The organism is Pseudomonas sp. AM8, assembly GCF_036346475.1.
In the GTDB taxonomy this organism is placed as follows: Bacteria; Pseudomonadota; Gammaproteobacteria; order Pseudomonadales; family Pseudomonadaceae; genus Aquipseudomonas; species Aquipseudomonas marginalis.
The window spans coordinates 161,071-183,608 of sequence record NZ_JAOTNX010000004.1; the positions used below are offsets into that span (position 1 = coordinate 161,071).

Here is a 22,538-nt window from a genome sequence, read left to right on the forward strand (position 1 = left end):
AATCGTCTGCCGGCGCTTTGGGGCCAGCATATGCCCAGGGGCCGACCGAGCCGGGTGCAAAAACGACAGGGGAATTGCCGAAAGCGTCAATCCACGACAAAGGCTGTTATGAGTGGTCTGACTGGCGGCTGTTATTTGTCTTACGCTTGAGCCAGAATTCCCGCATCAACTGATATGAGACGGCGCAATGAAATCGATTTTCCTGGCTTTGGCACTCATCGCAACCGGCGTCCACGCGGCCGAAGACACCGACAGCACGCCGTGCGATGGCATCGAAAACGACAAGCAAACCCTGGAATGCGCCACTTACAACAAAACCACTGCCGAGCAATTGCTCAAGGATAATTATCAGGGTCTGCTGGAACGTATGCATTCCACCTATGGCAGCGACAAGACCAAGCTCGCCGACATTACCGCTCGTCTGAAGGATGCCCAGCAGAAGTGGGAAAAACTGCGTGACGCCGATTGCGCGGTGGACACCTTCCCGGCGGTGACCGGCACCAAGGCCTACGCCATTGAGCAGAATGATTGCCTGGCGCGGATGAGTGATGAGCGGTCGGAGTTTTTGGAGTCGATTGGGCAGGAATAAGCGACAATCGCCGCCACTTTCTCTTTGAACCAAGGCCATTCATGACTATCTGCGGCATCGAAATCAAAGGCAGCGAAGCCATCATCGCCCTCGCCTCCCTGGACAACCAGACGCTGAGCCATGTCGCCCTGGCCATCAAGAAAATCGCCCTTGATGACGACGATGAAGCCGTTAACGTCAAAGCCTTCGCCGCCCAGGTGAGGGCGTTCGTGCAGGAAAACGCCATCCAGCGCATCGCCATCAAGAAACGCAGCAAGAAAGGTGAATTCGCCGGGGGCCCGACAACCTTCAAGATCGAAGGGGTGTTTCAGTTGCTGGAGGGGGTTGAGGTGACGCTGCTGTCGCCGCAGACCATCAATGCGCAGAACAAGAAGCACAACTTTGATCTGCCGGCGACGCTGAACAAGTATCAGCATGAAGCTTATAAGGCTGCCTGTTCGAGCCTGATGAAGAAGTAACGCACGTTAACTTCTGACGCAGTGTTCGACCCCGTGGCCGCCGCCTTCGTATTCAGGCCCGTAATAATATTTGACGAAGGACACTTTGCCTTCCGGCGTTGGAACAAGTTGCGCAATACCGACGCCGTAGTCTTTCAAGGCGGGATCGGTATGGGCGAAATAAACCGCCAGCGTATCTGCGGTGGCAGCGGCAAACCCGTCATAACGGGATTTATCTTCCAGGGTCAGGGTGAACGTGTAGGCACCGTACTTGCCGGTACTTTGGCTGGTGTTGATTTTCATATCGACAACACCGGTGAAGTCACCAATATGACGGTCCTTGCCAGTACACTCATAACGCCCGCTGTAATCGGTCCCGGTGAAGGGCGCCGGGGTTTTGGCTGCCCAGGCGGGAGCGGACGCGAACGCGATGACGGCAACAATTCTTTTGAGCATACGGGACCTCTTATCGATCAAGTAATGGGGATACAAGTGCGGATGCCGAGCTGATCAAGTACAAGCGTTCTTATTTATATACGGCCCAACTAGCAGCTTAATCAGCGGCCACTGGACGGTAACAGCGCACTTGCGCAAGACATAGCCAGCAACAGAGAAAAAGATATTTCCCACATCGACTACCCCACACATTTCCCTGCCACGCGCCATCTGCAGTACGGCTGAGGAAATCACTGGCGTGCCTTGCGCACCTTGAGCCAATCCCCGAACGACTTGTCTTCCAAGGCATAACCACCGCGGCCCGACTTCCACACCAACTCCTTGTCGCGCAAGGCATCGATGCAGGCCTGGACGGTCTGGGTGCCCGGCACCACGTCACTGCCCATGGCTTCCAGCGCCTTGCTGACAGCCGTGAGGGTGCTGTCGGTGAAGGGCGCGAAGGGTTCGTTGTTCTGGGAACGCTCCACCATCACCTCCAGCACGGCGCGCTGCGGGATGGTCAGGGCGTTCCAGGCGCTTTCGAACTCGGTCCATACACCCGCGCGCAGCAGTTCGGCGCGACTGTGCAGCAATTGGCCCAGATTGCTCGCCTCGCCCAGTTCCAACGCGACTTCACCGATGATCGTGCGCAACATCTCGGGACGCCGACCTACCAGCTCAAACGCCTCATCAATATCAGCCGCGTTGAACTGGTTGGTCTCGGCCAGGTGCGCGTTGAGGTGCACAGTGTAGGCCTGGGTGAACTCTTTACCCAGCAGCGGAAACGGCGTGATGCTGGAACCGAAGAACGGCTGGCTTTTACCCAATACCAAATGGGCGAGTTTGTCGCGATTGGAACCGGTAAACACCAGGCGCAAGCCGCTGCCCTCTTCGTCACGGCCCTGGTTGAGCTGATCCCGGGCAGCCTTCAACGCGAACATCGCATTGATACCCGACTCGGTGGTCAAGGCGTGCTGCGCTTCGTCAATCACCAGCACAACGGGTTTTTCTGCAGCACTGTGGAGCAGTTCCAAGGCTTGGGTCAGCGTCGCACCGACAGGCAATTGTGGCTTGGTAAAGTCCCAGGAGAGCGTCCGCAGAAAGCTCAGTTTCTCGATGCCAATATTCTTGGCCAGTTTGCGAATGCCCTTTTCATAGGGAACCAGGGCAGCCGCAATAGCACTGGCAATCAACTCCGCAGGATCTTTCTCCTTGTCAGCCCAGAGATCCACATACACCGCCAGCCAGCCCCGGAGCTGACATTCCGGAATCAGGTCTTCGCGCAGGAAAGTGCTTTTGCCGGTGCGACGGGGCGCCGCGAGAAACAGGCCAGAGGTGAAATCCTGAATACCGGCGCCCACAAGGCCATCGGCAATACTGCTTGCCAGGGCGGGGCGACGGAACACGAAGCCGCTGTGTTTGGACATGGATTTATACTCAATTATGAAAACAACTATAAATTATAGTGATGAGTATAATTCACTATAATTGCCCGTCAAACCACCTCCCGTCGCCGATCCTCCCTCGGACACTTGGCAAACCTCGCCCGATAACTCCGGGTGAAATACGACGGCGACTCGAACCCGCAGGCAATGCTCACCTCCAGCACGCTCATATCGCTCTGGCGCAGCAGCTGCCGGGCTTTTTCCAGGCGCAGGCCAAGGTAGAAGTTGCTCGGGGTATCGTTCAAATGCAGGCGAAACAGACGCTCCAACTGGCGCCGGGTAACTTTGATCGCGTCGGCCAACGCCAAGGTGCTCAGGGGCGGTTCGGTGTGCTGCTCCATCTCGCCGATCACTTGCACCAGCTTTTTGTTGTTGATGCCGTAGCGCGTGGCGATCTGCATGCGCTGGTGGTCCTTGCGCGGGCGGATGCGGCCGAGTACGAACTGTTCGGAGACCTGGATCGCCAGGTCGGCGCCGTGGGCCTGGGCGATCAGGTCGAGCATCAGGTCGATGGAGGCGGTGCCGCCGGCGCAGGTGATGCGGCGACGGTCGATTTCGAACAGTTCCTGGGTCACGCTCAGGTGCGGGTACGACTCCTTGAAGGCATCGATGGCTTCCCAGTGCAGGGTCAGGCGGTGGCCGTCGAGCAGGCCGGCTTCGGCGAGCACGCAGGCGCCGGTGTCGATGGCGCCGAGGGTCACGCCGTCATGGTCCAGGCGACGCAACCAGTGCTCCAGCGCCGGCGTGGCGAACTGCAGCGGTTCGAAGCCGGCCACCACCAACAGCGTCGCGCCCTTTTTCAGCGGTTCCAGCGCGGCGTCGACGTTGACCGACATGCCATTGCTCGCCAGCACCGCGCCGCCATCGGCGCTCAGCACATGCCAGCGGTACAACTCGCCACGAAAGCGGTTGGCCACGCGCAAAGGCTCCAGTGCAGAAATAAAGCCGATGGCCGAGAACCCCGGCATCAGCAGAAAGTAGAAATCCTGGGACATGGTGGCGCTCTCGTAGGACGGGCAGCGTGGCACTGTGATACTCCCGTTCTCGGGTGGATTCAAGGGGGCAGGTCGCTGCAGTGCAAGAGCTGGTCGCCGCCGTGCGTTTTGTCGCCTCCAAAGCTACGTAACTTGGCCTCACGGCGCACAAAGACGCCGGCCCCCACAATAACGACCTGCCGAGGGATCCACCATGAACCGACTGATTCGCCGCTGCGTGCTTGCACTCAGCGCCAGCGCCATCTTGAGCACGAACGTATGGGCTGCCGACGCGGCATCCTGCCAGAACGTGCGCATGGGCGTGGTGAACTGGACCGACGTCATCGCCACCAGTGCCATGACCCAAGTGTTGCTCGACGGCCTCGGCTACAAGACCAAACAAACCAGCGCCTCCCAGCAAATCATCTTCGCCGGCATCCGTGACCAACGCCTGGATCTGTTCCTCGGCTACTGGAACCCGCTGATGACCCAGACCATCACGCCGTTCGTCGACGCCAAGCAAATCAAAGTCCTCGACAAACCCAGCCTGGAAGACGCCCGCGCGACCCTCGCGGTGCCGACTTACCTGGCGGACAAAGGCCTGAAGACCTTTGCCGACATCGCCAAATTCGAGAAGGAGCTGGGCGGCAAGATCTACGGCATCGAGCCGGGCTCGGGGGCCAACACCCAGATCAAGGCGATGATCGCCAAGAACCAGTTCGGCCTGGGCAAGTTCCAACTGGTGGAATCCAGCGAGGCCGGCATGCTTGCCGCCGTGGACCGTGCGGTACGCCGCAAGGAAGCCGTGGTGTTCTTCGGCTGGGCGCCGCACCCGATGAACGTCAATATCGCGATGACCTACCTCACCGGCAGCGATGACGCCCTGGGCCCGAACGAAGGCATGGCCAGCGTGTGGACGGTCACCGCGCCGACCTACGCCGAACAGTGCCCCAACGTGCACAAGCTGCTGACCAACCTGACCTTCACCGCCGCCGACGAGAGCCGGATGATGCAGCCGTTGCTGGATCACAAGGACGCCCTCGAGTCCGCCAGGCAGTGGCTCAAGGATCATCCCCAGGACCAGGCGCGCTGGCTGGAAGGCGTGACCACCTTCGATGGCAAACCGGCTGCAGCCAACCTGCAACTCACCAGCAAATAACCTGACTTGAACCACCGTGTCGCAGCCGCTCCTGGCTGCGAACGGCACCGTACGCCTTGAAATCACACGCCCGTAAGGAACCGCCCCATGAACCACGACGTCATCATCACCTGCGCACTCACCGGTGCTGGCGACACGACCGCCAGAAGCCCACACGTGCCGGTCACCCCCAAGCAAATCGCCGCCGCTGCGGTGGAAGCCGCCAAGGCGGGCGCCACCGTGGTGCACTGCCATGTGCGCGACCCCGAGACCGGCAAGTTCAGCCGCGACGTTGCCCTGTATCGCGAAGTGATGGAGCGCATCCGCGAGGCTGACATCGACATCATCGTCAACCTCACCGCCGGCATGGGCGGCGACCTCGAGATCGGCGGCGGCGAGCACCCGATGGAATTCGGTCCCAATACCGACCTGGTCGGCCCGCTGACCCGCCTGGCCCATGTGGAAGAGCTGCTGCCGGAAATCTGCACCCTGGACTGCGGCACCCTGAACTTCGGTGACGGCGACACGATTTACGTCTCCACCCCGGCGCAGTTGCGTGCGGGCGCCAAGCGCATCCAGGAACTGGGCGTGAAGGCCGAGCTGGAAATCTTCGACACCGGCCACCTGTGGTTCGCCAAGCAGATGATCAAGGAAGGCCTGCTCGACAACCCGCTGTTCCAACTGTGCCTGGGCATTCCATGGGGCGCGCCGGCCGACACCACCACCATGAAGGCCATGGTCGACAACCTCCCCGCCGACGCGGTGTGGGCCGGGTTCGGGATCGGCCGCATGCAAATGCCCATGGCCGCGCAAGCGGTGCTGCTGGGCGGCAACGTACGGGTCGGCCTGGAAGACAACCTGTGGCTGGACAAGGGCGTACTCGCCACCAATGGCCAACTGGTGGAACGCGCCAGTGAAATTCTCAGCCGCCTGGGCGCACGGGTCATGACCCCGGCGGAAGGCCGCATCAAGATGGGCCTGACCAAGCGCGGCTAAAAAATGTGGGAGGGGGCTTGCTCCCTCCCACAGTTTGAGCCGGTTCCCAAAACAGAATGTGTGAATACTTCAGGATCGTCGCCATGCGCTTTATCACTGAGATCAAAACCTTCGCCGCCCTCGGCAGCGGTGTCATCGGCAGCGGCTGGGTGTCCCGTGCCCTGGCCCACGGCCTCGACGTGGTCGCCTGGGACCCCGCACCGGGTGCCGAAGCGGCGTTGCGCAAACGCGTCGCCAATGCCTGGGGCGCCCTGGAAAAACAGGGCCTGGCACCCGGCGCAGCGCAAGACCGCCTGCGCTTTGTGGCCACCATCGAAGAATGTGTGAAAGACGCCGACTTCATCCAGGAAAGCGCCCCGGAACGCCTGGAACTGAAGTTGGAATTGCACAGCAGGATCAGCGCCGCGGCCAAGCCCAATGCACTGATCGGTTCGAGTACCTCAGGGTTGTTGCCGAGTGAGTTCTACGAGGGCTCGACCCACCCGGAACGCTGTGTGGTCGGCCATCCGTTCAACCCGGTCTATCTGCTGCCGCTGGTGGAAGTGGTCGGCGGCAAGCACACCGCGCCGGAAGCGATCCAGGCCGCGATCAAGGTGTATGAATCCCTCGGCATGCGCCCGCTGCATGTGCGCAAGGAGGTCCCCGGGTTTATCGCCGACCGCTTGCTCGAAGCGCTGTGGCGCGAGGCGTTGCACCTGGTGAATGACGGCGTGGCCACCACCGGCGAGATCGACGATGCCATCCGCTTTGGCGCCGGCCTGCGCTGGTCGTTCATGGGCACATTCCTCACCTACACCCTGGCGGGTGGCGATGCGGGCATGCGCCACTTCATGGCGCAGTTCGGCCCGGCGTTGCAATTGCCGTGGACCTACCTGCCGGCTCCGGAGCTGACCGACAAGTTGATCGACGATGTGGTCGATGGCACCAGCGAGCAATTGGGCAAACACAGCATTTCGGCGCTGGAACGCTATCGTGATGATTGCCTGCTGGCGGTGCTGGAAGCGGTGAAAACCACCAAAGCCAAGCACGGCATGACCTTCGCCGAATAACGGAACCCTCACCATGCCTGCACTGACCACCTACACCACCCCAGTCCTTGCCGACTGGGTGGACTACAACGGCCACCTGCGCGACGCGTTCTACCTGCTGATCTTCAGCTACGCCACCGACGCGCTGATGGACACCCTCGGCCTGGACAGTGAAAACCGCGAAGCCAGCGGCCATTCGCTGTTCACCCTGGAACTGCACCTGAACTACCTGCACGAAGTGAAACTCGGTGCCGAAGTGGAGGTGCACACGCAACTGATCGCCCACGACGCCAAGCGCCTGCACCTTTATCACAGCCTGCATTTAGTGGGCGATGAGAAAGCATTGGCCGGCAACGAACAGATGCTGCTGCACGTCGACCTGGCGGGTCCGCATTCGGCCCCGTTTGCCGAGGCGACATTGGAGAAACTCATTGCGATCAGCGCTGAGCAAGCCGACCTGCCAAGGCCCGCCCTCCTCGGCCGGGTGATTGGACTGCCCCCGAAAAAATAAGGAGCCATCATGCAAACCGCCGCCGCTGTTGCCGATTTCCGTATTTACCCGAAACGCTTCGACCTCGCCGATGCACAGGTGCTGGACGATCAGGTTCGCGTGACATGGGCCGATGGCCGGGTCAGCCCGTTTCACCATCAGTGGCTGCGGGACAACTGCCCGTGCACGCAATGCGTGTACAGCGTGACCCGCGAGCAAGTGCTGGAAATTGTCGATGTGGATGAAAACCTCAGCGCCATCAGCGTGCGTATCGACCAGGGCTTCCTCAGCGTGGAATGGCACGGCGGTCATCGCAGCCGGTACGATCCCGGCTGGCTGCGGGCCCATGCCTACGACGATGAATCCCGCGCCGAACGCCGGGCGGCGAAACCAAAATCGCGGCTCTGGGACAACACCTTCGAACTGCCTATATTCGACTACGCGGCGGTCATGCAAGACCCTGCGGCGCTGCTGCAATGGCTGCTGGCCTTGCGTGACGCGGGCCTGACGCAAATGCGCGGCGTACCCACCGAACCCGGCTCCCTGGCGCGTGTTGCCCAGCGTATTTCATTTATCCGCGAGAGCAATTTCGGCGTGCTGTTCAACGTGCAATCCAAGGCCGATGCCGACAGCAATGCCTACACCGCTTTCAACCTGCCCTTGCACAGTGATTTGCCGACCCGGGAGCTGCAACCGGGGCTGCAATTCCTGCATTGCCTGGTCAACGATGCCGACGGGGGCGAAAGTATTTTTGTCGATGGGTTTGCCATCGCCAATGCCCTGCGCGAGGAAGATCCAGAAGCGTTTCGTGCCTTGTGTGAAATACCCGTGGAGTTTCGCAACAAAGACCGCCACAGCGACTATCGTCGCCTCGCGCCGATCATCGCATTGGACGCACTGGGGGATGTGGCAGAGATTCGCATGGCCAACTTTTTGCGTGGGCCGTTCGAGACGTCGGTGGCGCAGATGCCGTTGCTGTATCAGGCTTATCGACGCTTTATCGCGATGACGCGCGAGGCGCGCTTTCGGCTGGTCAAGCGCCTGAACCCGGGCGAGCTGTGGTGCTTCGATAACCGCCGCACGTTGCATGCGCGCAATGCGTTTGATCCCACTTCGGGGGCGCGGCATTTCCAGGGATGCTATATCGATCGCGACGAGTTGCTCTCAAGGATATTGGTGTTACAGCGGTAAACCGTGGTGCCCCCGATGAGCATAGGTATCTACACATCTTGAGCCGAGCCCCCTGCGTAGCAGCTGTCGAGCCTTGGCGAGGCTGCGTCGGCGGTGTGTCAGACGCGCCGCAAACGCAGCCTCGCCAAGGCTCGACAGCTGCTACGCGTTATCCTACTGAAGTTGTGTAGATACTTGTGCCCCGATGAGGCCGGCACAGACACCGAAAAAACCCAGGCAAAAAAAGCCCCGATCCAGCCGTGACTGGATCGGGGCAGAGGTGCCTTGTGAGAGCGTTACATCCCGAGGGTGACCAAACCATCAAGCTGTGTGCCTGGGTTCAGTGTGCCGGTAAGTGCCTTCGGCAAATGGCCCGAAAACGACATGCCCATAGCCATCTGAGGCATTCGCGCATTCTGCCCTTGCCGACCGCTTGGGTGGCTACCAGAATCGAGGTCGAACCCCGCTCCCCTCACCAGGATAAACGTCATGATGCATGCGGATTTGATTGACCAGGATGACCTGCTGAGCCAACTGCGCTCGCTGGGTTTCGAAGTCTCCAGCGGCTCTACTGCCGAGCAGGCCTGCGAATGTGCCGTACGCGGTTTGAGCGAAGCACGGGCCAAGGCGCTCAAGGGTATGGTTGAGCAGATGTACACCGGCAGTGCGACGATTTTGCCGGCGGTGCGCCAGGCGATCGATAAGCAACTGTTGCCGGCGCTGATGCAGTTCAAGCAGAACTCCGGCGCCTGACAGACCGCTATCGGGGGCAAGCCCCCGATGCAGTCAACTCGGTTTAGAGCCGTACACTCGCGAAAGTCGACTCATTGCGCGCCTGGCTCAACGCCGCCATCGGTCCCGACAGCGGTGACAACACCAGCGCCTGCGGAATCGGCATCATCGCCACCTGCTGGGTGGTGTTGGAGCCTACGCGCTCATCCCGTGGCGGAATGCCGAAGTATTCGCGGTAGCACTTGGAGAAGTGCGGCGTGGAGACAAACCCGCACACCGAGGCCACTTCGATGATCGACATCGGCGTTTGCTTGAGCAACTGCCGCGCGCGAATCAGGCGCAGCTTGAGGTAATAGCGCGACGGCGAGCAGTGCAGGTATTTCTGGAACAGCCGCTCCAGCTGGCGACGCGACACGGCGACGTACACCGCCAGTTCGTCGAGGTCGATCGGCTCTTCGAGGTTGGCTTCCATCAGCGCGACGATTTCCTGCAGCTTCGGCTGGTTGGTGCCAAGCATGTGCTTGAGCGGCACACGCTGGTGATCCTGTTCGTTGCGGATGCGCTCGTACACGAACATCTCGGAGATCGCCGCCGACAGTTCACGGCCATGGTCGCGGCTGATCAGGTGCAGCATCATGTCCAACGGCGCGGTGCCGCCCGAACTGGTGAAGCGGTTGCGGTCGAGGGTGAACAAACGGGTGCTCATCGACACACGCGGGAAGGCTTCCTGCATCGACGCCAGGCATTCCCAGTGCACGCTGCAATCAAAACCGTCGAGCAGACCGGCACAGGCCAGGGCCCAGCTGCCGGTGCACACTGCGCCAAGGCGACGGGACTGGCGCGCCTGGCTTTGCAGCCACGACACATGCTCACGGGTCACGGTACGCTGGATACCCACGCCGCCGCACACAATCACAGTGTCCAGGGCCGGGGCTTTGTGCATGGAGGCATCGGGGGTGATTTGCAGACCGTCGCTGGCCCATACCTGGTTGCCGTCGACACTCAGGGTTGTCCAGCGATACAGCTCGCGGCCGGACAGCTGGTTGGCCATGCGCAGCGGTTCCACGGCCGAGGCCAGGGAAATCAGCGTGAAATTGTCCAGCAGCAAAAAGCCGATGGATTGAGGCGCACGGTTCTGGGGTTGGGCCCCGGAGTTGAACGACGTCATGGCGGTATCTCCTCACACAAAGCAGGTGATGGCCTCAGGCGAGGCTCTTGTTATTGCGCTCTTCATCCGGCAAGGCGAGAGGCTTTGAATTGGTAGAGCAAATGCCATGCCTAAATTTGAATGGCTATTCAACAAATCCTGAAAACGACCTGATGACGCGTCTAAATAAGCCCGCGCGAGGAGTACGGGATATGGCTGAAATAGACGTCGGAGCGGCCCTGCTCAAGGTGTGTGAGCAGTTCGGTATCACTTGTGGGAAGGCGCTTTCAGCGCGTAGGAAAAGTCTGTCACCGCACGCACAGGTGACGGGTGGTCGAGGGGAAAATCGTTTGGAAGCTACTTATCTGTTTGCGACGCGCTAAAAGGTGGCGATTTTGGTTGGAGTGTTCACTTGTAGTGAGCGGGCTCGCCCCGCGCTGGGTGGCGAAGCCGCCCCAAAATCAGGCGACCGGGGTTTATCTGAAGCGATGTGGTGCCTTTATTGAGGTGGCTTCGCCACCCAGCGCGGGGCGAGCCCGCTCACCACAAAGGCCCCACTCATCACAACAAGCTCATCAGCACTCCACCGCGCTGACCGCCAACCCGCCCCGGGACGTCTCCTTGTACTTGTCATGCATATCCGCCCCGGTATCGCGCATAGTGCGGATCACGCGGTCCAGGGAGATAAAGTGCTGGCCATCACCGCGCAGGGCCATCTGCGCCGCGTTGATCGCCTTCACCGCGGCAATCGCATTGCGCTCGATGCACGGCACTTGCACCAGCCCGCCCACCGGGTCGCAGGTCAGGCCGAGGTTGTGCTCCAGGCCGATTTCGGCGGCGTTGCACAGTTGCTCCGGGGTTGCGCCGAGGATCTCTGCCAGCCCGGCAGCGGCCATGGCGCAGGCCGAACCCACTTCACCCTGGCAACCGACTTCGGCCCCGGAGATCGAGGCGTTCTTCTTGCACAGGATCCCCACCGCCGCTGCACTGAGCAGGTAGTCGACCACGTTGGCTTCGGTGACTTCGTCGCTGAACTTCATGAAGTAGTGCAGCACCGCCGGAATGATCCCCGCCGCACCGTTGGTGGGCGCCGTGACCATGCGCCCACCGGCGGCGTTTTCTTCATTCACCGCCAGGGCGAACAGGTTGACCCACTCCATCGCACTCAAGGTCGAGCCGATCACATTCGGCTTGTTCAACTCCTGCAGACTGCGGTGCAACTTGGCGGCACGACGGCGCACATTGAGGCCGCCGGGCAGGATGCCTTCGTGCTTGAGGCCCTCCTCCACGCACGCCTGCATGGCGCGCCAGAGCTTCATCAGGCCACTGCGGATTTCGTCTTCGGAGCGCCAGACTTTTTCATTGGCCAGCATCAACTCGGCAACGCGCAGGTTGTGGGTCTTGCACAGCTGCAGCAACTCCACCGCGCTGGAGAAATCATAGGGCAACTCGGTGCGGTCCATGTCCGCCACACCGCTCTGCGCCTGGGCTTCATCCACCACAAAACCACCGCCCACTGAGTAGTAGGTGTCGCGGTGCAGCTCGCCTTCATCGCCGTACACCACCAGGGTCATGGCGTTGGGGTGGAACGGCAGGTTTTCGTCGAGCAGGCGCATGTCCCGGGCCCACACGAACGGCACGGGCAAACGCCCATCGAGCAGCAATGTGTCGGTTTCGCGCAGGGTGTGGATGCGCAGGCCGATCTGCGACGGATCGATCGCGTCCGGCCACTCGCCCATCAGGCCCATGATGGTGGCGGTGTCGCTGCCGTGGCCGATGCCGGTGGCGGACAGCGAACCGTACAGCTGAACTTCGACACGCCTGACTTGTTCCAACAGTTCACGTTCACGTAATCCCTGGACGAACAACGCCGCGGCGCGCATGGGGCCGACGGTGTGAGAACTGGAAGGCCCGATGCCGATCTTGAACAGGTCGAAAACACTGATAGCCATTACGGTAGAACTCCTCGATAAGCACGGCCAGGCTTGAACGAGGTGCTACGCTCAGATCGCCCAGATGGCGGCATCATCAAGCTTTTGCTGTCGCTCACGGCGTCTCACACCGACGCACCCATGCTCACCAGCGTCGCTCCCGTGCGATCGCCTGTTTCAGCCGTTTTTAGCGGTGCAGATGGGCAAAAACAGCGGTTTTACCTTGGGAAAAACCTGTAAGCGACGTCACCGACACTGGATACGACCCTCCCTGTACTGGATACGACGCCCCCTGTAGGCGTCAGATTTTCACTGGTACATGATCAGTCTCGACTCGTTTGCAAGGCACCGTGGCAGAGCTGTTGCCGCACGCTCCAACCGCAACACTTATAAAGCGCGGCGAATGCCGCCAGAAAAAACACAGGAGTCTACCCAGATGAAAGGTTCACCCTCGTTGTTGTTGGCCGCCATGCTGAGTCTGCCAGTCATGGCGCACGCCGCAGAACCGGAACAGTGCAAGACCGTCAACTTCTCCGATGTCGGCTGGACCGACATCACCGTCACGACCGCGACTACCAGCGAAATCCTCAAGGGCCTGGGCTACAAGACCAAGACCACGATGATTTCCGTTCCTGTGACCTACAAGTCCCTGGCCGACGGCAAGAACATGGACGTGTTCCTCGGCAACTGGATGCCGACCATGGAAAACGACATCAAGCAGTACCGTGATGCCGGCACCGTGGAAACCGTGCGCGCCAACCTGGAAAACGCCAAGTACACCCTGGCGGTACCCGAGGCGCTGTACAACAAGGGCCTGAAAGACTTCGCCGATATCGCCAAATTCAAGGATGAGCTGGGCGGCAAGATCTACGGCATCGAGCCGGGTAACGACGGCAACCGCACCATCCAGACGCTGATCGACAAAGACGCCTTCGGCCTCAAGACCGCCGGCTTCAAAGTGGTCGAATCCAGCGAAGCCGGGATGCTTTCCCAGGTTGAGCGCGCCACCAAGCGTGACCAGGCCATCGTGTTCCTCGGCTGGGAACCGCACCCGATGAACACCCGCTTCAAGATGAAGTACCTGACCGGGGGTGACGATTCGTTCGGCCCCAACTACGGCCAGGCCACCATCTATACCAACACCCGCAAGGGCTACACCGAGGAATGCAGCAACGTCGGTCAGTTGCTGAAGAACCTGGTGTTCACCTTGAACATGGAAAGCACCCTGATGGGTAACGTCCTGGACGACAAGATGAAGCCCGATGCCGCCGCCAAGGCCTGGCTGAAAAAGAACCCGCAAGTCCTCGACACCTGGCTCGCCGGAGTCAATACCGTCGATGGCAAACCAGGCCTGGAGGCCGTCAAAGCGTATCTCGCCAAGTAATCCCGCTGACCCCGGGGCGGTGCGCTGCCCCGGGATGTTTTCCCTCTTCGCATGTGGACATTCACTACCATGCTGACTGAACAGAAAATCCCACTAGGCCAGTACATCGCTGCCTTCGTCGAATGGTTGACCCAACACGGCGCCAACTACTTCGACGCAATCGCATCGACACTGGAAACGATGATCCACGGCGTGACGTTCGCGCTGACCTGGTTCAATCCGCTGGCATTGATCGGTCTGATTGCGCTGCTGGCTCATTTTATTCAACGTAAATGGGGACTGACTGTTTTTGTCATCGTCTCTTTCCTGCTGATCCTCAACCTGGGGTACTGGCAGGAAACCATGGAGACCCTCGCGCAGGTGCTGTTCGCCACCCTGGTCTGCGTGGTCATCGGTGTGCCGCTGGGCATTGTTGCCGCGCACAAACCGCTGTTTTACACCATGATGCGGCCGGTGCTCGATCTGATGCAGACCGTGCCGACCTTCGTCTACCTCATCCCTACCCTGACCCTCTTCGGGCTGGGTGTGGTGCCCGGGCTGATTTCCACGGTGGTGTTCGCGATTGCCGCGCCGATCCGCCTGACCTACCTGGGTATCCGTGATGTACCGCAAGAGTTGATGGACGCCGGCAAGGCCTTTGGCTGCTCGCGCCGTCAGTTGCTCTCGCGCATTGAACTGCCCCACGCCATGCCGAGCATCGCTGCCGGTATTACCCAATGCATCATGCTGTCGTTGTCGATGGTGGTGATCGCGGCCCTGGTGGGCGCCGACGGCCTCGGTAAGCCGGTGGTCAACGCGCTGAACACCGCCGATATCGCCCTGGGCTTTGAAGCCGGCCTGGCGATTGTGCTGCTGGCCATCATGCTCGACCGCATCTGCAAACAACCCGACGCCAAAGTAGGGGGTGATGCATGAGCATTATCCGATTCGACAATGTCGACGTGATCTTCTCCAAAGACCCACGCGAAGCGCTCAAGCTGCTGGACCAGGGCATGAGCCGTAACGAGATCCTGAAAAAAACCGGGCAGATTGTCGGCGTTGAAAAAGCCAGCCTGGATGTGGAAAAAGGCGAGATCTGCGTGCTGATGGGCCTGTCGGGCTCCGGCAAGTCGAGCCTACTGCGCTGCATCAACGGCCTCAACACCGTCAGCCGTGGCCAACTGTTCGTCGAGCATGAAGGTCGCCAGATCGACATCGCCTCCTGCAGCCCCGCCGAGCTGAAAATGATGCGCACCAAGCGCATCGCCATGGTGTTCCAGAAGTTCGCCCTGATGCCCTGGCTGACGGTGCGCGAGAACATCAGCTTTGGTCTGGAAATGCAGGGCCGCCCGGAAAAAGAACGGCGCAAGCTGGTGGACGAGAAACTCGAGCTGGTGGGCCTGACCCAGTGGCGCAACAAGAAGCCCGATGAGCTGTCCGGCGGCATGCAACAACGCGTCGGCCTGGCCCGCGCGTTGGCGATGGACGCCGACATCCTGCTGATGGACGAGCCCTTCTCCGCCCTCGACCCGCTGATCCGTCAGGGCCTGCAGGACGAGTTGCTGGAACTGCAAAGCAAGCTGAGCAAGACCATCGTGTTCGTCAGCCACGACCTCGACGAGGCGCTCAAGCTGGGCAGCCGCATCGCGATCATGAAAGACGGCAAGATCATCCAGTACAGCGTGCCGGAAGAGATCGTGCTGAACCCGGCGGACGACTACGTACGCACCTTCGTCGCCCATACCAACCCGCTGAACGTACTGTGCGGCCGCAGCCTGATGCGCACACTGGACAACTGCAAACGCGTCAACGGTTCGGTGTGCCTCGACCCGGGCGGCGATTCGTGGCTGGACCTGTCCGAAGGCAACACCATCCAGGGCGCCCGCCAGAATGGCATGGTGATGAACCTGCAGAACTGGGCGCCGGGGCAACCGGTGGAAGGTTTGGGCCGGGTACCGACACTGGTGGATTCGAATATCGGCATGCGTGATGCGCTGCAGATTCGTTATCAGACGGGGAACAAGCTGGTGTTGCATGACAACAACCAGGTGGTGGGGATCCTCGGCGACAGTGAGCTCTACCACGCCCTGCTGGGCAAAAACCTGGGCTAGCAAACACCGCAAACGCCAGTGCAGAAACCGGGTCAAACATGTGGGAGGGGGCTTGCCCCCCACATTTTTTGCCCCAGTGATGTCAGTGACACCACCGGGCTTTCAACGCATCAGCTATAGACACGGCCAAGGAGCTGCCGATGGCTTTCAAACTGATCGAGCACGTCCCGGGTGATCTGTTCCTGGGCGAAGCCCATCAGGTCGTATTCCTGAGGCCCGTTGTGCAGGTACACCTCGGCCCGGTAATAGCGGGTGCGTTCTTCTTCGGGCAGGTCGTTCGGCACCGACGAGTAAGCATCCAGGCTCACTTCATAAACAAAGGGGTTGCCCTCTTCCATCTCGATGCGCACACCGATGCAGCGCTTGGACTTGCCCAACAGCGTCTGCACTTCCAACCCTTGCTCACGCAACGCGACCGCCGCTTCTTCCAGCGCCGGCGTGACATGCTTGTCCATAAAGCGCTGCACAGTGCCCTGGCTCGGTTGCAGGTCGAGTGCCGTCAAACGCTCGCTGAAGCCACGACGCCCGCGTTCAGCCAGTTGCGCCTGCTCCTGTTCGATCGCCACGTCCTGGCGCATCGCCTTGTGCAAACCGAACATAAAGAAAATCAGCACCACCGAGAACGGCAGCCCCGCCAGCACCACCATGGTTTGCATGGCTTCGAAGTTGCCGGCAAACAGCAGGCCGATGGTCACCAGGGTGATCACCGCCGACCAGAAAATGCGCAACCAATGCGGTGCGTCTTCATCCACATTGCCGCCTTTGCAGGAAAGGTTGGCCATCATCACCGCACCGGAATCCGCCGGAGTCAGGAACAGTACAAAGCCCACGAAGATCGACACGCCGATGACGATTTTCGACGCCGGGTAATGCTCCAGCAACTGGTAGATGGCCATGGACGGTTGTTCCAGCGCCGTCTTGCCCAACTCCACCGCACCATGGTTCAACACCAGGTCCAGGGCCGAGTTACCGAAGATCGACAGCCACGCCAGGGTAAAGCCCAGGGGAATCAGCAACACGCCGGCCACCAGTTCACGCACCGTACGGCCACGGGAAATCCGCGCGATGAACATACCTACGAATGGCGCCCAGGAAATCCACCAGGCCCAGTAGAACAGGGTCCACAGGCCCATCCAGCGTTCGGTCTTGTCACCGTCGCCTTCGTACACATAGAGGTCGAAGGTTTTCAGCACGATGCCGTTGAGGTAGTCGCCGGTGTTCTGCACCAGGCCATTGAGCAGGTGCAGGGTCGGGCCGAACAGCAGCACGAAAATCAGCAAACCGCTGAACAGTACGATGTTGAGGTTGGACAGGCGGCGGATGCCGTTCTCCACGCCCGACACGGCGGCGATGGTCGCCACGGTACTCATCACGATGATCACGATCAGCAGGTTGGTGTTGCTGTGCGCCATGCCGAACAGGTTTTCCAGGCCGGACGACACCTGCATCGAACCGATGCCCAGGTTGGTCACCAGGCCCAACAGGGTCACGAACATGCCGAAACCATCCACCGCGTGACCGGCCGCGCCCTTCACCCAACGCTCACCCACCAGCGGGTACAGCGCCGAACGCAAGGCCAGCGGCTGGTTATGCCGGTAGGCGAAGTACGCCACCGCCAGACCGACCAGCGCATAGATCGCCCAGCCATGCAGGCCCCAGTGCAGGAAGGTCAACTGCAACGCCTGGCGTGCCGCGCCATTGCTGGCAGCGGCGCCTTCGGGCGGGTTGAAGTAGTGATCCAGCGGCTCGGAGGCGCCGAAGTACAGCAGCGAGATGCCGATACCCGACGAGAACAACATGCCGGCCCAGGCGCCGTAGCTGAAGTCCGGGGTGTCGTCCTTGCTGCCCAGTTTCAACTTGCCGTAGGACGAAAACGCCAGGCCGACCACAAATACCAGGTAAGCGGCGATGACCACCATGTAGTACCAGCCGAAGCTTTTGGAAAGCCAGGCCTGGGCTACGCCGAGCATGCGCCCGGCCTCCTGCGGGGCGATGATCAGAATGGCGGTCAACAACAGAATCAGCGCGGTGGAGGTGTAGAACACCCAACCGTTGACCCGTACCTTTTCCGGCGGGGTCTTTATAAGAGAGGCAGAACTCATGGCGCAGATGCTCCGGGCAGTGCGAGAGAGAAACACAAGGCAGCGGTTATCCCGACCTATCGATTTTTCGGCAGTCGACGGACGGGTGTTATAAAGACACCCCGAAAATCCTTGAGCCCCACCAGGCAGTGGGCAGGCCTTGATACCGCCTGTTTCAAAGGTTTTTGCAGGTGCCGGATGTCGCGGCCTTCACGTAGGAAATACCTGTAGGCAGCGACCATTTGTCGCAGAGCTTATTCTTTGTTGATTGAACGTTCAATCAAAACAAAATAGACTGGCCTTCAAGTCGACGAACGTTCATCGCCCGTCGGCAGGCCTAAGGAGAGGTGCTACATGCCCAAGGTCGGTATGCAACCCATACGCCGCCAACAGTTGATCGAAGCCACATTGACGGCCATCGACCAGGTCGGAATGGGAGATGCCAGCATTGCGCTGATCGCCCGTTTGGCCGGGGTCTCGAACGGCATCATCAGTCACTACTTTCAGGACAAGAACGGCCTGATCGCCGCGACGATGCGCTACCTGATGAACGTGCTGATCGAGAACGTCCACGAACGCAGGCTTGCGCTGAAGGACGACAGCCCACGGGCGCACCTTCGGGTGATCATCGAGGGCAACTTCGACGCCAGCCAGGTCAATGGCCCGGCAATGAAAACCTGGCTGGCCTTCTGGGCCACCAGCATGCATCACCCGTCATTGCACAGGTTGCAGCGGATCAACGATCAACGTCTGTATTCCAACCTGTGCTGCCAGTTCCGCCGAGTGCTGCCGCTGCCGCACGCACGCAAAGCAGCCAGAGGCCTGGCGGCCCTGATCGACGGTTTGTGGTTGCGCGGTGCCCTGTCGGGAGACGCTTTCGACACGGCGCAGGCGCAACGGATCGCTTACGAATACATGGATTTCCAATTGGCCAAGCAGGTGAGTTAGAGCCCTTATAAACGCTCAACCCCTGAACGTCCGCCGCCCAGTGTTGCCACACCCTCATGGCCCACTTTGCGGCGGGTAACGCCAACCACTTATGCACTTGCGAGGACTTTATGGCCCGTTTCGACCTGCAAAAACTCTACATTGACGGCGGCTACAGCGACGCTGGCAGCGATGCCACCTTCGACGCCATCAACCCGGCTAACGGTGAAGTTCTCGCCCAAGTGCAACGCGCAACGTTCGACGACGTTGAACGTGCCGTGGTCAGCGCGGAAAAAGGCCAGAAAATCTGGGCCGCCATGACCGCCATGGAGCGTTCGCGCATCCTGCGTCGTGCCGTCGACATCCTGCGCGAGCGCAACGACGAACTGGCCGCCCTGGAAACCCTGGACACCGGTAAAGCCTTCTCCGAAACCCAGTACGTCGACATCGTCACCGGCGCCGACGTGCTGGAATACTACGCAGGCCTGGTACCGGCCATCGAAGGCGAGCAGATCCCTCTGCGCGACACCTCGTTCGTCTACACCCGCCGCGAGCCCCTGGGCGTGGTCGCCGGTATCGGCGCCTGGAACTACCCGATCCAGATCGCCCTGTGGAAATCCGCACCGGCCCTGGCCGCCGGTAACGCGATGATCTTCAAGCCAAGCGAAGTCACCTCGCTGACCACCCTGAAACTGGCCGAGATCTACACCGAAGCCGGCGTTCCAGCAGGCGTGTTCAACGTCTTGACCGGCAGCGGCCGTGAAGTCGGCACCTGGCTGACCGAGCACCCGCGCATCGAGAAAGTCTCGTTCACCGGCGGCACCGACACCGGCAAGAAAGTCATGGCCAGCGCTTCGAGCTCGTCGCTCAAGGAAGTGACCATGGAACTGGGCGGCAAGTCGCCGCTGATCGTGTTCGAAGACGCCGACCTGGATCGTGCGGCCGACATCGCGATGATGGCCAACTTCTACAGCTCCGGCCAGGTCTGCACCAACGGCACCCGCGTGTTCGTGCCCAAGCACCTGCAAGAGGCATTCGAAGCCAAGATCGTTGAGCGTGTTGCGCGCATCCGCGTTGGCGACCCCCAGGACGCCAACACCAATTTCGGTCCGCTGGTCAGCTTCGCCCACATGGAAAGCGTGCTGGGCTACATCGCCAAAGGCAAGGAAGAAGGCGCCCGCGTGCTGTGCGGCGGCGACCGCCTGACCGACGGCGACCTGGCCAAAGGCGCCTTTGTGGCCCCGACCGTGTTCACCGACTGCACCGACGAGATGACCATCGTCCGTGAAGAAATCTTCGGCCCGGTGATGAGCATCCTCACCTACGAAACCGAAGAAGAAGTGATCCGCCGCGCCAACGACACCGACTTCGGCCTGGCTGCGGGCCTTGTGACCAAGGACCTGAACCGCGCCCACCGCGTGATTCACCAGCTGGAAGCGGGCATCTGCTGGATCAACGCCTGGGGCGAATCCGACGCGAAAATGCCGGTGGGTGGCTACAAGCAATCCGGTGTGGGCCGTGAAAACGGCATCAGCTCGCTGAACAACTTCACCCGCATCAAATCGGTACAGGTTGAGCTGGGCGACTACGCCTCGGTGTTCTAAGCAACCCCACTCAACTCAGCGCGTATCGATCCCAAGGTCCGCCGTAGCAGCTGACGAGCGCAAGCGAGGCTGCGTAGCGATCTTGGGGTCTGCTACGCAGCCCAACGCAGCCTCGTTCCTCGGCAGCTGCTACGGGCGGCCAAACTTTTAAGAGGGTGCATTTATGTCCCAAGAATACGACTACATCATTGTGGGTGCCGGCTCCGCCGGTAACACCCTGGCGACCCGCCTGACCGAAGACGAAGGCGTCACCGTCCTGCTGCTGGAAGCCGGCGGCCCCGACTACCGCCTCGATTTCCGCACCCAGATGCCCGCCGCCCTGGCCTTCCCGCTGCAAGGCCGCCGCTACAACTGGGCGTACGAGACCGATCCGGAGCCACACATGGACGGCCGCCGGATGGAATGCGGACGCGGCAAGGGCCTGGGTGGCTCTTCGCTGATCAACGGCATGTGCTACATCCGTGGCAACGCCATGGACTACGACAACTGGTCGAAGCTGCCGGGCCTGGAAGACTGGAGCTACCTCGACTGCCTGCCGTATTTCCGCAAGGCCGAAACCCGCGACATCGGCCCCAACGACTGGCACGGCGGCGATGGCCCGGTCAGCGTGACCACACCTAAAGCCGGCAACAACCCGCTGTTCCACGCCATGGTTGAAGCGGGCGTGCAGGCCGGTTACCCGCGCACCGAGGACTTGAACGGCTACCAGCAGGAAGGCTTCGGCCCGATGGACCGCACCGTCACGCCTAACGGCCGTCGCGCCAGCACCGCGCGCGGTTACCTGGACACGGCCAAGAAGCGTTCGACTCTGACCATCGTCACCCACGCCCTCACCGACAAGGTGTTGTTCGAAGGCAAGCGTGCCGTTGGCGTGCGTTACCTGATCGGTGCCGCCGAAGAGCGCGTTGAAGCCCGTGCGCGTAAAGAAGTGCTGGTGTGCAGCGGCGCAATCGCTTCGCCGCAACTGCTGCAACGCTCCGGCGTCGGCCCGGCCAAGCTGCTGGAAAGCCTCGACATCCCGGTGGTCCACGACCTGCCTGGCGTCGGCGAAAACCTGCAGGACCACCTTGAGCTGTACCTGCAATATGCGTGCACCCAGCCGGTGTCGCTGTACCCGTCGCTGCTCTGGTACAACCAGCCGGCCATCGGTGCCGAATGGCTGTTCAACGGCACCGGCATCGGCGCCAGCAACCAGTTCGAAGCGGGCGGTTTCATCCGTACCCGTGAAGAATTCGAATGGCCGAACATCCAGTACCACTTCCTGCCGGTCGCGATTAACTACAACGGCAGCAACGGTGTGAAAGAGCACGGTTTCCAGGCGCACATGGGCTCCATGCGCTCGCCGAGCCGTGGTCGCGTGCAACTGAAGTCGAAGAACCCACGGGACTACCCGAGCATCCTCTTCAACTACATGGCCACCGAGCAGGACTGGCAGGAATTCCGCGACGGCATCCGCCTGACCCGCGAAATCATGCAGCAGCCGGCACTGGACCCGTACCGTGGCCGCGAAATCAGCCCGGGTATCGAGGTGCAAACCGATGAGCAGTTGGACAAGTTCATCCGCGAGCACGCCGAAACCGCGTTCCACCCGTCCTGCTCATGCAAGATGGGCGACGACGAGATGGCCGTGGTCGATGGCGAAGGCCGCGTGCATGGCATGCAGGGCCTGCGCGTAGTCGATGCGTCGATCATGCCGATCATCACCACCGGCAACCTGAACGCGCCGACGATCATGATCGCCGAGAAAATCGCCGACAAGATCCGTGGCCGCCAGCCGCTGCCGCGCAGCACTGCCGACTACTACGTGGCCGGCGACGCGCCGGTGCGTGGCAAGCCGTTGCGTGAAGTGGGGCCATTGGCGCAATAACGCTAAACCCTGTGGTGAGCGGGCTTGCCCCGCGCTGGAGTGCGCAGCGCTCCCAATATTTTTGGGGCCGCTG

Annotated in this window: 20 protein-coding genes; 14 read left to right on the top strand and 6 right to left on the bottom strand. The window is 60.9% G+C overall.

What is annotated here, in order from left to right:
• Positions 1 to 187: 187 nt before the first annotated feature.
• Complete coding sequence (locus tag V3W40_RS12435) at positions 188 to 589, top strand: lysozyme inhibitor LprI family protein (protein ID WP_074847796.1); 402 nt, start codon at positions 188 to 190, stop codon at positions 587 to 589.
• Positions 590 to 630: 41 nt separating this feature from the next.
• Positions 631 to 1,047 carry a DUF3010 family protein gene (locus V3W40_RS12440; protein ID WP_065947493.1) on the top strand — a complete coding sequence of 139 codons (417 nt, stop codon included), beginning with the start codon at positions 631 to 633 and terminating at the stop codon, positions 1,045 to 1,047.
• Positions 1,048 to 1,053: 6 nt separating this feature from the next.
• Here V3W40_RS12440 and V3W40_RS12445 read toward each other — a convergent pair whose 3' ends face one another.
• The 3 genes from V3W40_RS12445 to V3W40_RS12455 form a co-directional block, all read right to left on the bottom strand.
• Positions 1,054 to 1,482: a hypothetical protein gene (locus tag V3W40_RS12445; protein WP_065925461.1), complete on the bottom strand. Its 429-nt coding sequence runs from the start codon at positions 1,480 to 1,482 to the stop codon at positions 1,054 to 1,056.
• A gap of 230 nt (positions 1,483 to 1,712) precedes the next feature.
• Entirely contained in the window at positions 1,713 to 2,888 is a 1,176-nt protein-coding gene (locus V3W40_RS12450; protein ID WP_115485624.1) for an AAA family ATPase, read from the bottom strand.
• Positions 2,889 to 2,956: 68 nt separating this feature from the next.
• A complete protein-coding gene (locus tag V3W40_RS12455) occupies positions 2,957 to 3,901 on the bottom strand; it encodes a GlxA family transcriptional regulator (RefSeq protein ID WP_330215104.1) in 945 nt (314 codons plus the stop codon).
• 193 nt (positions 3,902 to 4,094) lie between these two features.
• On the opposite strand from V3W40_RS12455, the gene V3W40_RS12460 reads away from it, so the two are divergent.
• The 6 genes from V3W40_RS12460 (at position 4,095) to V3W40_RS12485 (ending at position 9,455) form a co-directional block, all read left to right on the top strand.
• The gene (locus tag V3W40_RS12460) at positions 4,095 to 5,039 is read left to right on the top strand and encodes a choline ABC transporter substrate-binding protein (RefSeq protein WP_027606008.1); all 945 of its coding nucleotides are present in this window, start codon (positions 4,095 to 4,097) and stop codon (positions 5,037 to 5,039) included.
• Between the two features lie 87 nt (positions 5,040 to 5,126).
• Positions 5,127 to 6,014 carry a 3-keto-5-aminohexanoate cleavage protein gene (locus V3W40_RS12465; RefSeq protein ID WP_065925463.1) on the top strand — a complete coding sequence of 296 codons (888 nt, stop codon included), beginning with the start codon at positions 5,127 to 5,129 and terminating at the stop codon, positions 6,012 to 6,014.
• Between the two features lie 83 nt (positions 6,015 to 6,097).
• Positions 6,098 to 7,063, top strand: coding sequence for an L-carnitine dehydrogenase (locus V3W40_RS12470; RefSeq protein WP_065947496.1), 966 nt, complete (start codon positions 6,098 to 6,100; stop codon positions 7,061 to 7,063).
• A gap of 13 nt (positions 7,064 to 7,076) precedes the next feature.
• On the top strand, positions 7,077 to 7,553 hold the full coding sequence (locus V3W40_RS12475; RefSeq protein WP_065925465.1) for a thioesterase family protein: 477 nt from the start codon (positions 7,077 to 7,079) through the stop codon (positions 7,551 to 7,553).
• A gap of 9 nt (positions 7,554 to 7,562) precedes the next feature.
• Complete coding sequence (locus tag V3W40_RS12480; RefSeq protein WP_065925466.1) at positions 7,563 to 8,723, top strand: gamma-butyrobetaine dioxygenase; 1,161 nt, start codon at positions 7,563 to 7,565, stop codon at positions 8,721 to 8,723.
• 468 nt (positions 8,724 to 9,191) lie between these two features.
• Positions 9,192 to 9,455, top strand: coding sequence for a hypothetical protein (locus V3W40_RS12485; RefSeq protein ID WP_065925467.1), 264 nt, complete (start codon positions 9,192 to 9,194; stop codon positions 9,453 to 9,455).
• Between the two features lie 43 nt (positions 9,456 to 9,498).
• On the opposite strand, the gene V3W40_RS12490 is transcribed toward V3W40_RS12485, so the two are convergent.
• Together V3W40_RS12490 and V3W40_RS12495 are read right to left on the bottom strand one after the other, a co-directional pair.
• A complete protein-coding gene (locus V3W40_RS12490) occupies positions 9,499 to 10,602 on the bottom strand; it encodes a GlxA family transcriptional regulator (protein WP_065925468.1) in 1,104 nt (367 codons plus the stop codon).
• A 554-nt stretch (positions 10,603 to 11,156) separates the two neighbouring features.
• A complete protein-coding gene (locus V3W40_RS12495) occupies positions 11,157 to 12,533 on the bottom strand; it encodes an L-serine ammonia-lyase (RefSeq protein ID WP_065925469.1) in 1,377 nt (458 codons plus the stop codon).
• A gap of 415 nt (positions 12,534 to 12,948) precedes the next feature.
• On the opposite strand from V3W40_RS12495, the gene V3W40_RS12500 reads away from it, so the two are divergent.
• From V3W40_RS12500 to choV, 3 genes are all read left to right on the top strand, one after another.
• The gene (locus tag V3W40_RS12500) at positions 12,949 to 13,896 is read left to right on the top strand and encodes a choline ABC transporter substrate-binding protein (RefSeq protein WP_027606017.1); all 948 of its coding nucleotides are present in this window, start codon (positions 12,949 to 12,951) and stop codon (positions 13,894 to 13,896) included.
• Positions 13,897 to 13,965: 69 nt separating this feature from the next.
• A complete protein-coding gene (choW, locus tag V3W40_RS12505; protein WP_065925470.1) occupies positions 13,966 to 14,811 on the top strand; it encodes a choline ABC transporter permease subunit in 846 nt (281 codons plus the stop codon).
• Complete coding sequence (choV, locus tag V3W40_RS12510) at positions 14,808 to 15,986, top strand: choline ABC transporter ATP-binding protein (protein WP_065925471.1); 1,179 nt, start codon at positions 14,808 to 14,810, stop codon at positions 15,984 to 15,986. Before choW ends, choV begins: the two co-directional genes overlap by 4 nt.
• A gap of 110 nt (positions 15,987 to 16,096) precedes the next feature.
• Here the strand turns inward: choV and V3W40_RS12515 are convergent, their stop codons facing one another.
• Positions 16,097 to 18,031: a BCCT family transporter gene (locus V3W40_RS12515; protein ID WP_330215156.1), complete on the bottom strand. Its 1,935-nt coding sequence runs from the start codon at positions 18,029 to 18,031 to the stop codon at positions 16,097 to 16,099.
• Between the two features lie 390 nt (positions 18,032 to 18,421).
• On the opposite strand from V3W40_RS12515, the gene betI reads away from it, so the two are divergent.
• The 3 genes from betI (at position 18,422) to betA (ending at position 22,465) form a co-directional block, all read left to right on the top strand.
• Positions 18,422 to 19,015, top strand: coding sequence for a transcriptional regulator BetI (betI, locus tag V3W40_RS12520; protein WP_053128113.1), 594 nt, complete (start codon positions 18,422 to 18,424; stop codon positions 19,013 to 19,015).
• Positions 19,016 to 19,125: 110 nt separating this feature from the next.
• Positions 19,126 to 20,598, top strand: coding sequence for a betaine-aldehyde dehydrogenase (betB, locus tag V3W40_RS12525; protein WP_065925473.1), 1,473 nt, complete (start codon positions 19,126 to 19,128; stop codon positions 20,596 to 20,598).
• A gap of 163 nt (positions 20,599 to 20,761) precedes the next feature.
• Complete coding sequence (gene betA / locus V3W40_RS12530) at positions 20,762 to 22,465, top strand: choline dehydrogenase (protein ID WP_065925474.1); 1,704 nt, start codon at positions 20,762 to 20,764, stop codon at positions 22,463 to 22,465.
• Positions 22,466 to 22,538: the final 73 nt, after the last annotated feature.

Excerpts from the sequence above, each read along its gene's own strand:
- V3W40_RS12450 (WP_115485624.1), bottom strand. The coding sequence starts at position 2,888 with ATGTCCAAACACAGCGGCTTCGTGTTCCGTCGCCCCGCCCTGGCAAGC.
- choW (WP_065925470.1), top strand. The coding sequence starts at position 13,966 with ATGCTGACTGAACAGAAAATCCCACTAGGCCAGTACATCGCTGCCTTC.
- V3W40_RS12480 (WP_065925466.1), top strand. The coding sequence starts at position 7,563 with ATGCAAACCGCCGCCGCTGTTGCCGATTTCCGTATTTACCCGAAACGC.
- betI (WP_053128113.1), top strand. The coding sequence starts at position 18,422 with ATGCCCAAGGTCGGTATGCAACCCATACGCCGCCAACAGTTGATCGAA.
- V3W40_RS12470 (WP_065947496.1), top strand. The coding sequence starts at position 6,098 with ATGCGCTTTATCACTGAGATCAAAACCTTCGCCGCCCTCGGCAGCGGT.
- V3W40_RS12445 (WP_065925461.1), bottom strand. The coding sequence starts at position 1,482 with ATGCTCAAAAGAATTGTTGCCGTCATCGCGTTCGCGTCCGCTCCCGCC.
- V3W40_RS12455 (WP_330215104.1), bottom strand. The coding sequence starts at position 3,901 with ATGTCCCAGGATTTCTACTTTCTGCTGATGCCGGGGTTCTCGGCCATC.
- V3W40_RS12465 (WP_065925463.1), top strand. The coding sequence starts at position 5,127 with ATGAACCACGACGTCATCATCACCTGCGCACTCACCGGTGCTGGCGAC.
- V3W40_RS12440 (WP_065947493.1), top strand. The coding sequence starts at position 631 with ATGACTATCTGCGGCATCGAAATCAAAGGCAGCGAAGCCATCATCGCC.
- V3W40_RS12495 (WP_065925469.1), bottom strand. The coding sequence starts at position 12,533 with ATGGCTATCAGTGTTTTCGACCTGTTCAAGATCGGCATCGGGCCTTCC.
- V3W40_RS12460 (WP_027606008.1), top strand. The coding sequence starts at position 4,095 with ATGAACCGACTGATTCGCCGCTGCGTGCTTGCACTCAGCGCCAGCGCC.
- V3W40_RS12485 (WP_065925467.1), top strand. The coding sequence starts at position 9,192 with ATGATGCATGCGGATTTGATTGACCAGGATGACCTGCTGAGCCAACTG.
- V3W40_RS12500 (WP_027606017.1), top strand. The coding sequence starts at position 12,949 with ATGAAAGGTTCACCCTCGTTGTTGTTGGCCGCCATGCTGAGTCTGCCA.
- V3W40_RS12435 (WP_074847796.1), top strand. The coding sequence starts at position 188 with ATGAAATCGATTTTCCTGGCTTTGGCACTCATCGCAACCGGCGTCCAC.
- V3W40_RS12475 (WP_065925465.1), top strand. The coding sequence starts at position 7,077 with ATGCCTGCACTGACCACCTACACCACCCCAGTCCTTGCCGACTGGGTG.
- V3W40_RS12490 (WP_065925468.1), bottom strand. The coding sequence starts at position 10,602 with ATGACGTCGTTCAACTCCGGGGCCCAACCCCAGAACCGTGCGCCTCAA.
- betA (WP_065925474.1), top strand. The coding sequence starts at position 20,762 with ATGTCCCAAGAATACGACTACATCATTGTGGGTGCCGGCTCCGCCGGT.
- choV (WP_065925471.1), top strand. The coding sequence starts at position 14,808 with ATGAGCATTATCCGATTCGACAATGTCGACGTGATCTTCTCCAAAGAC.
- betB (WP_065925473.1), top strand. The coding sequence starts at position 19,126 with ATGGCCCGTTTCGACCTGCAAAAACTCTACATTGACGGCGGCTACAGC.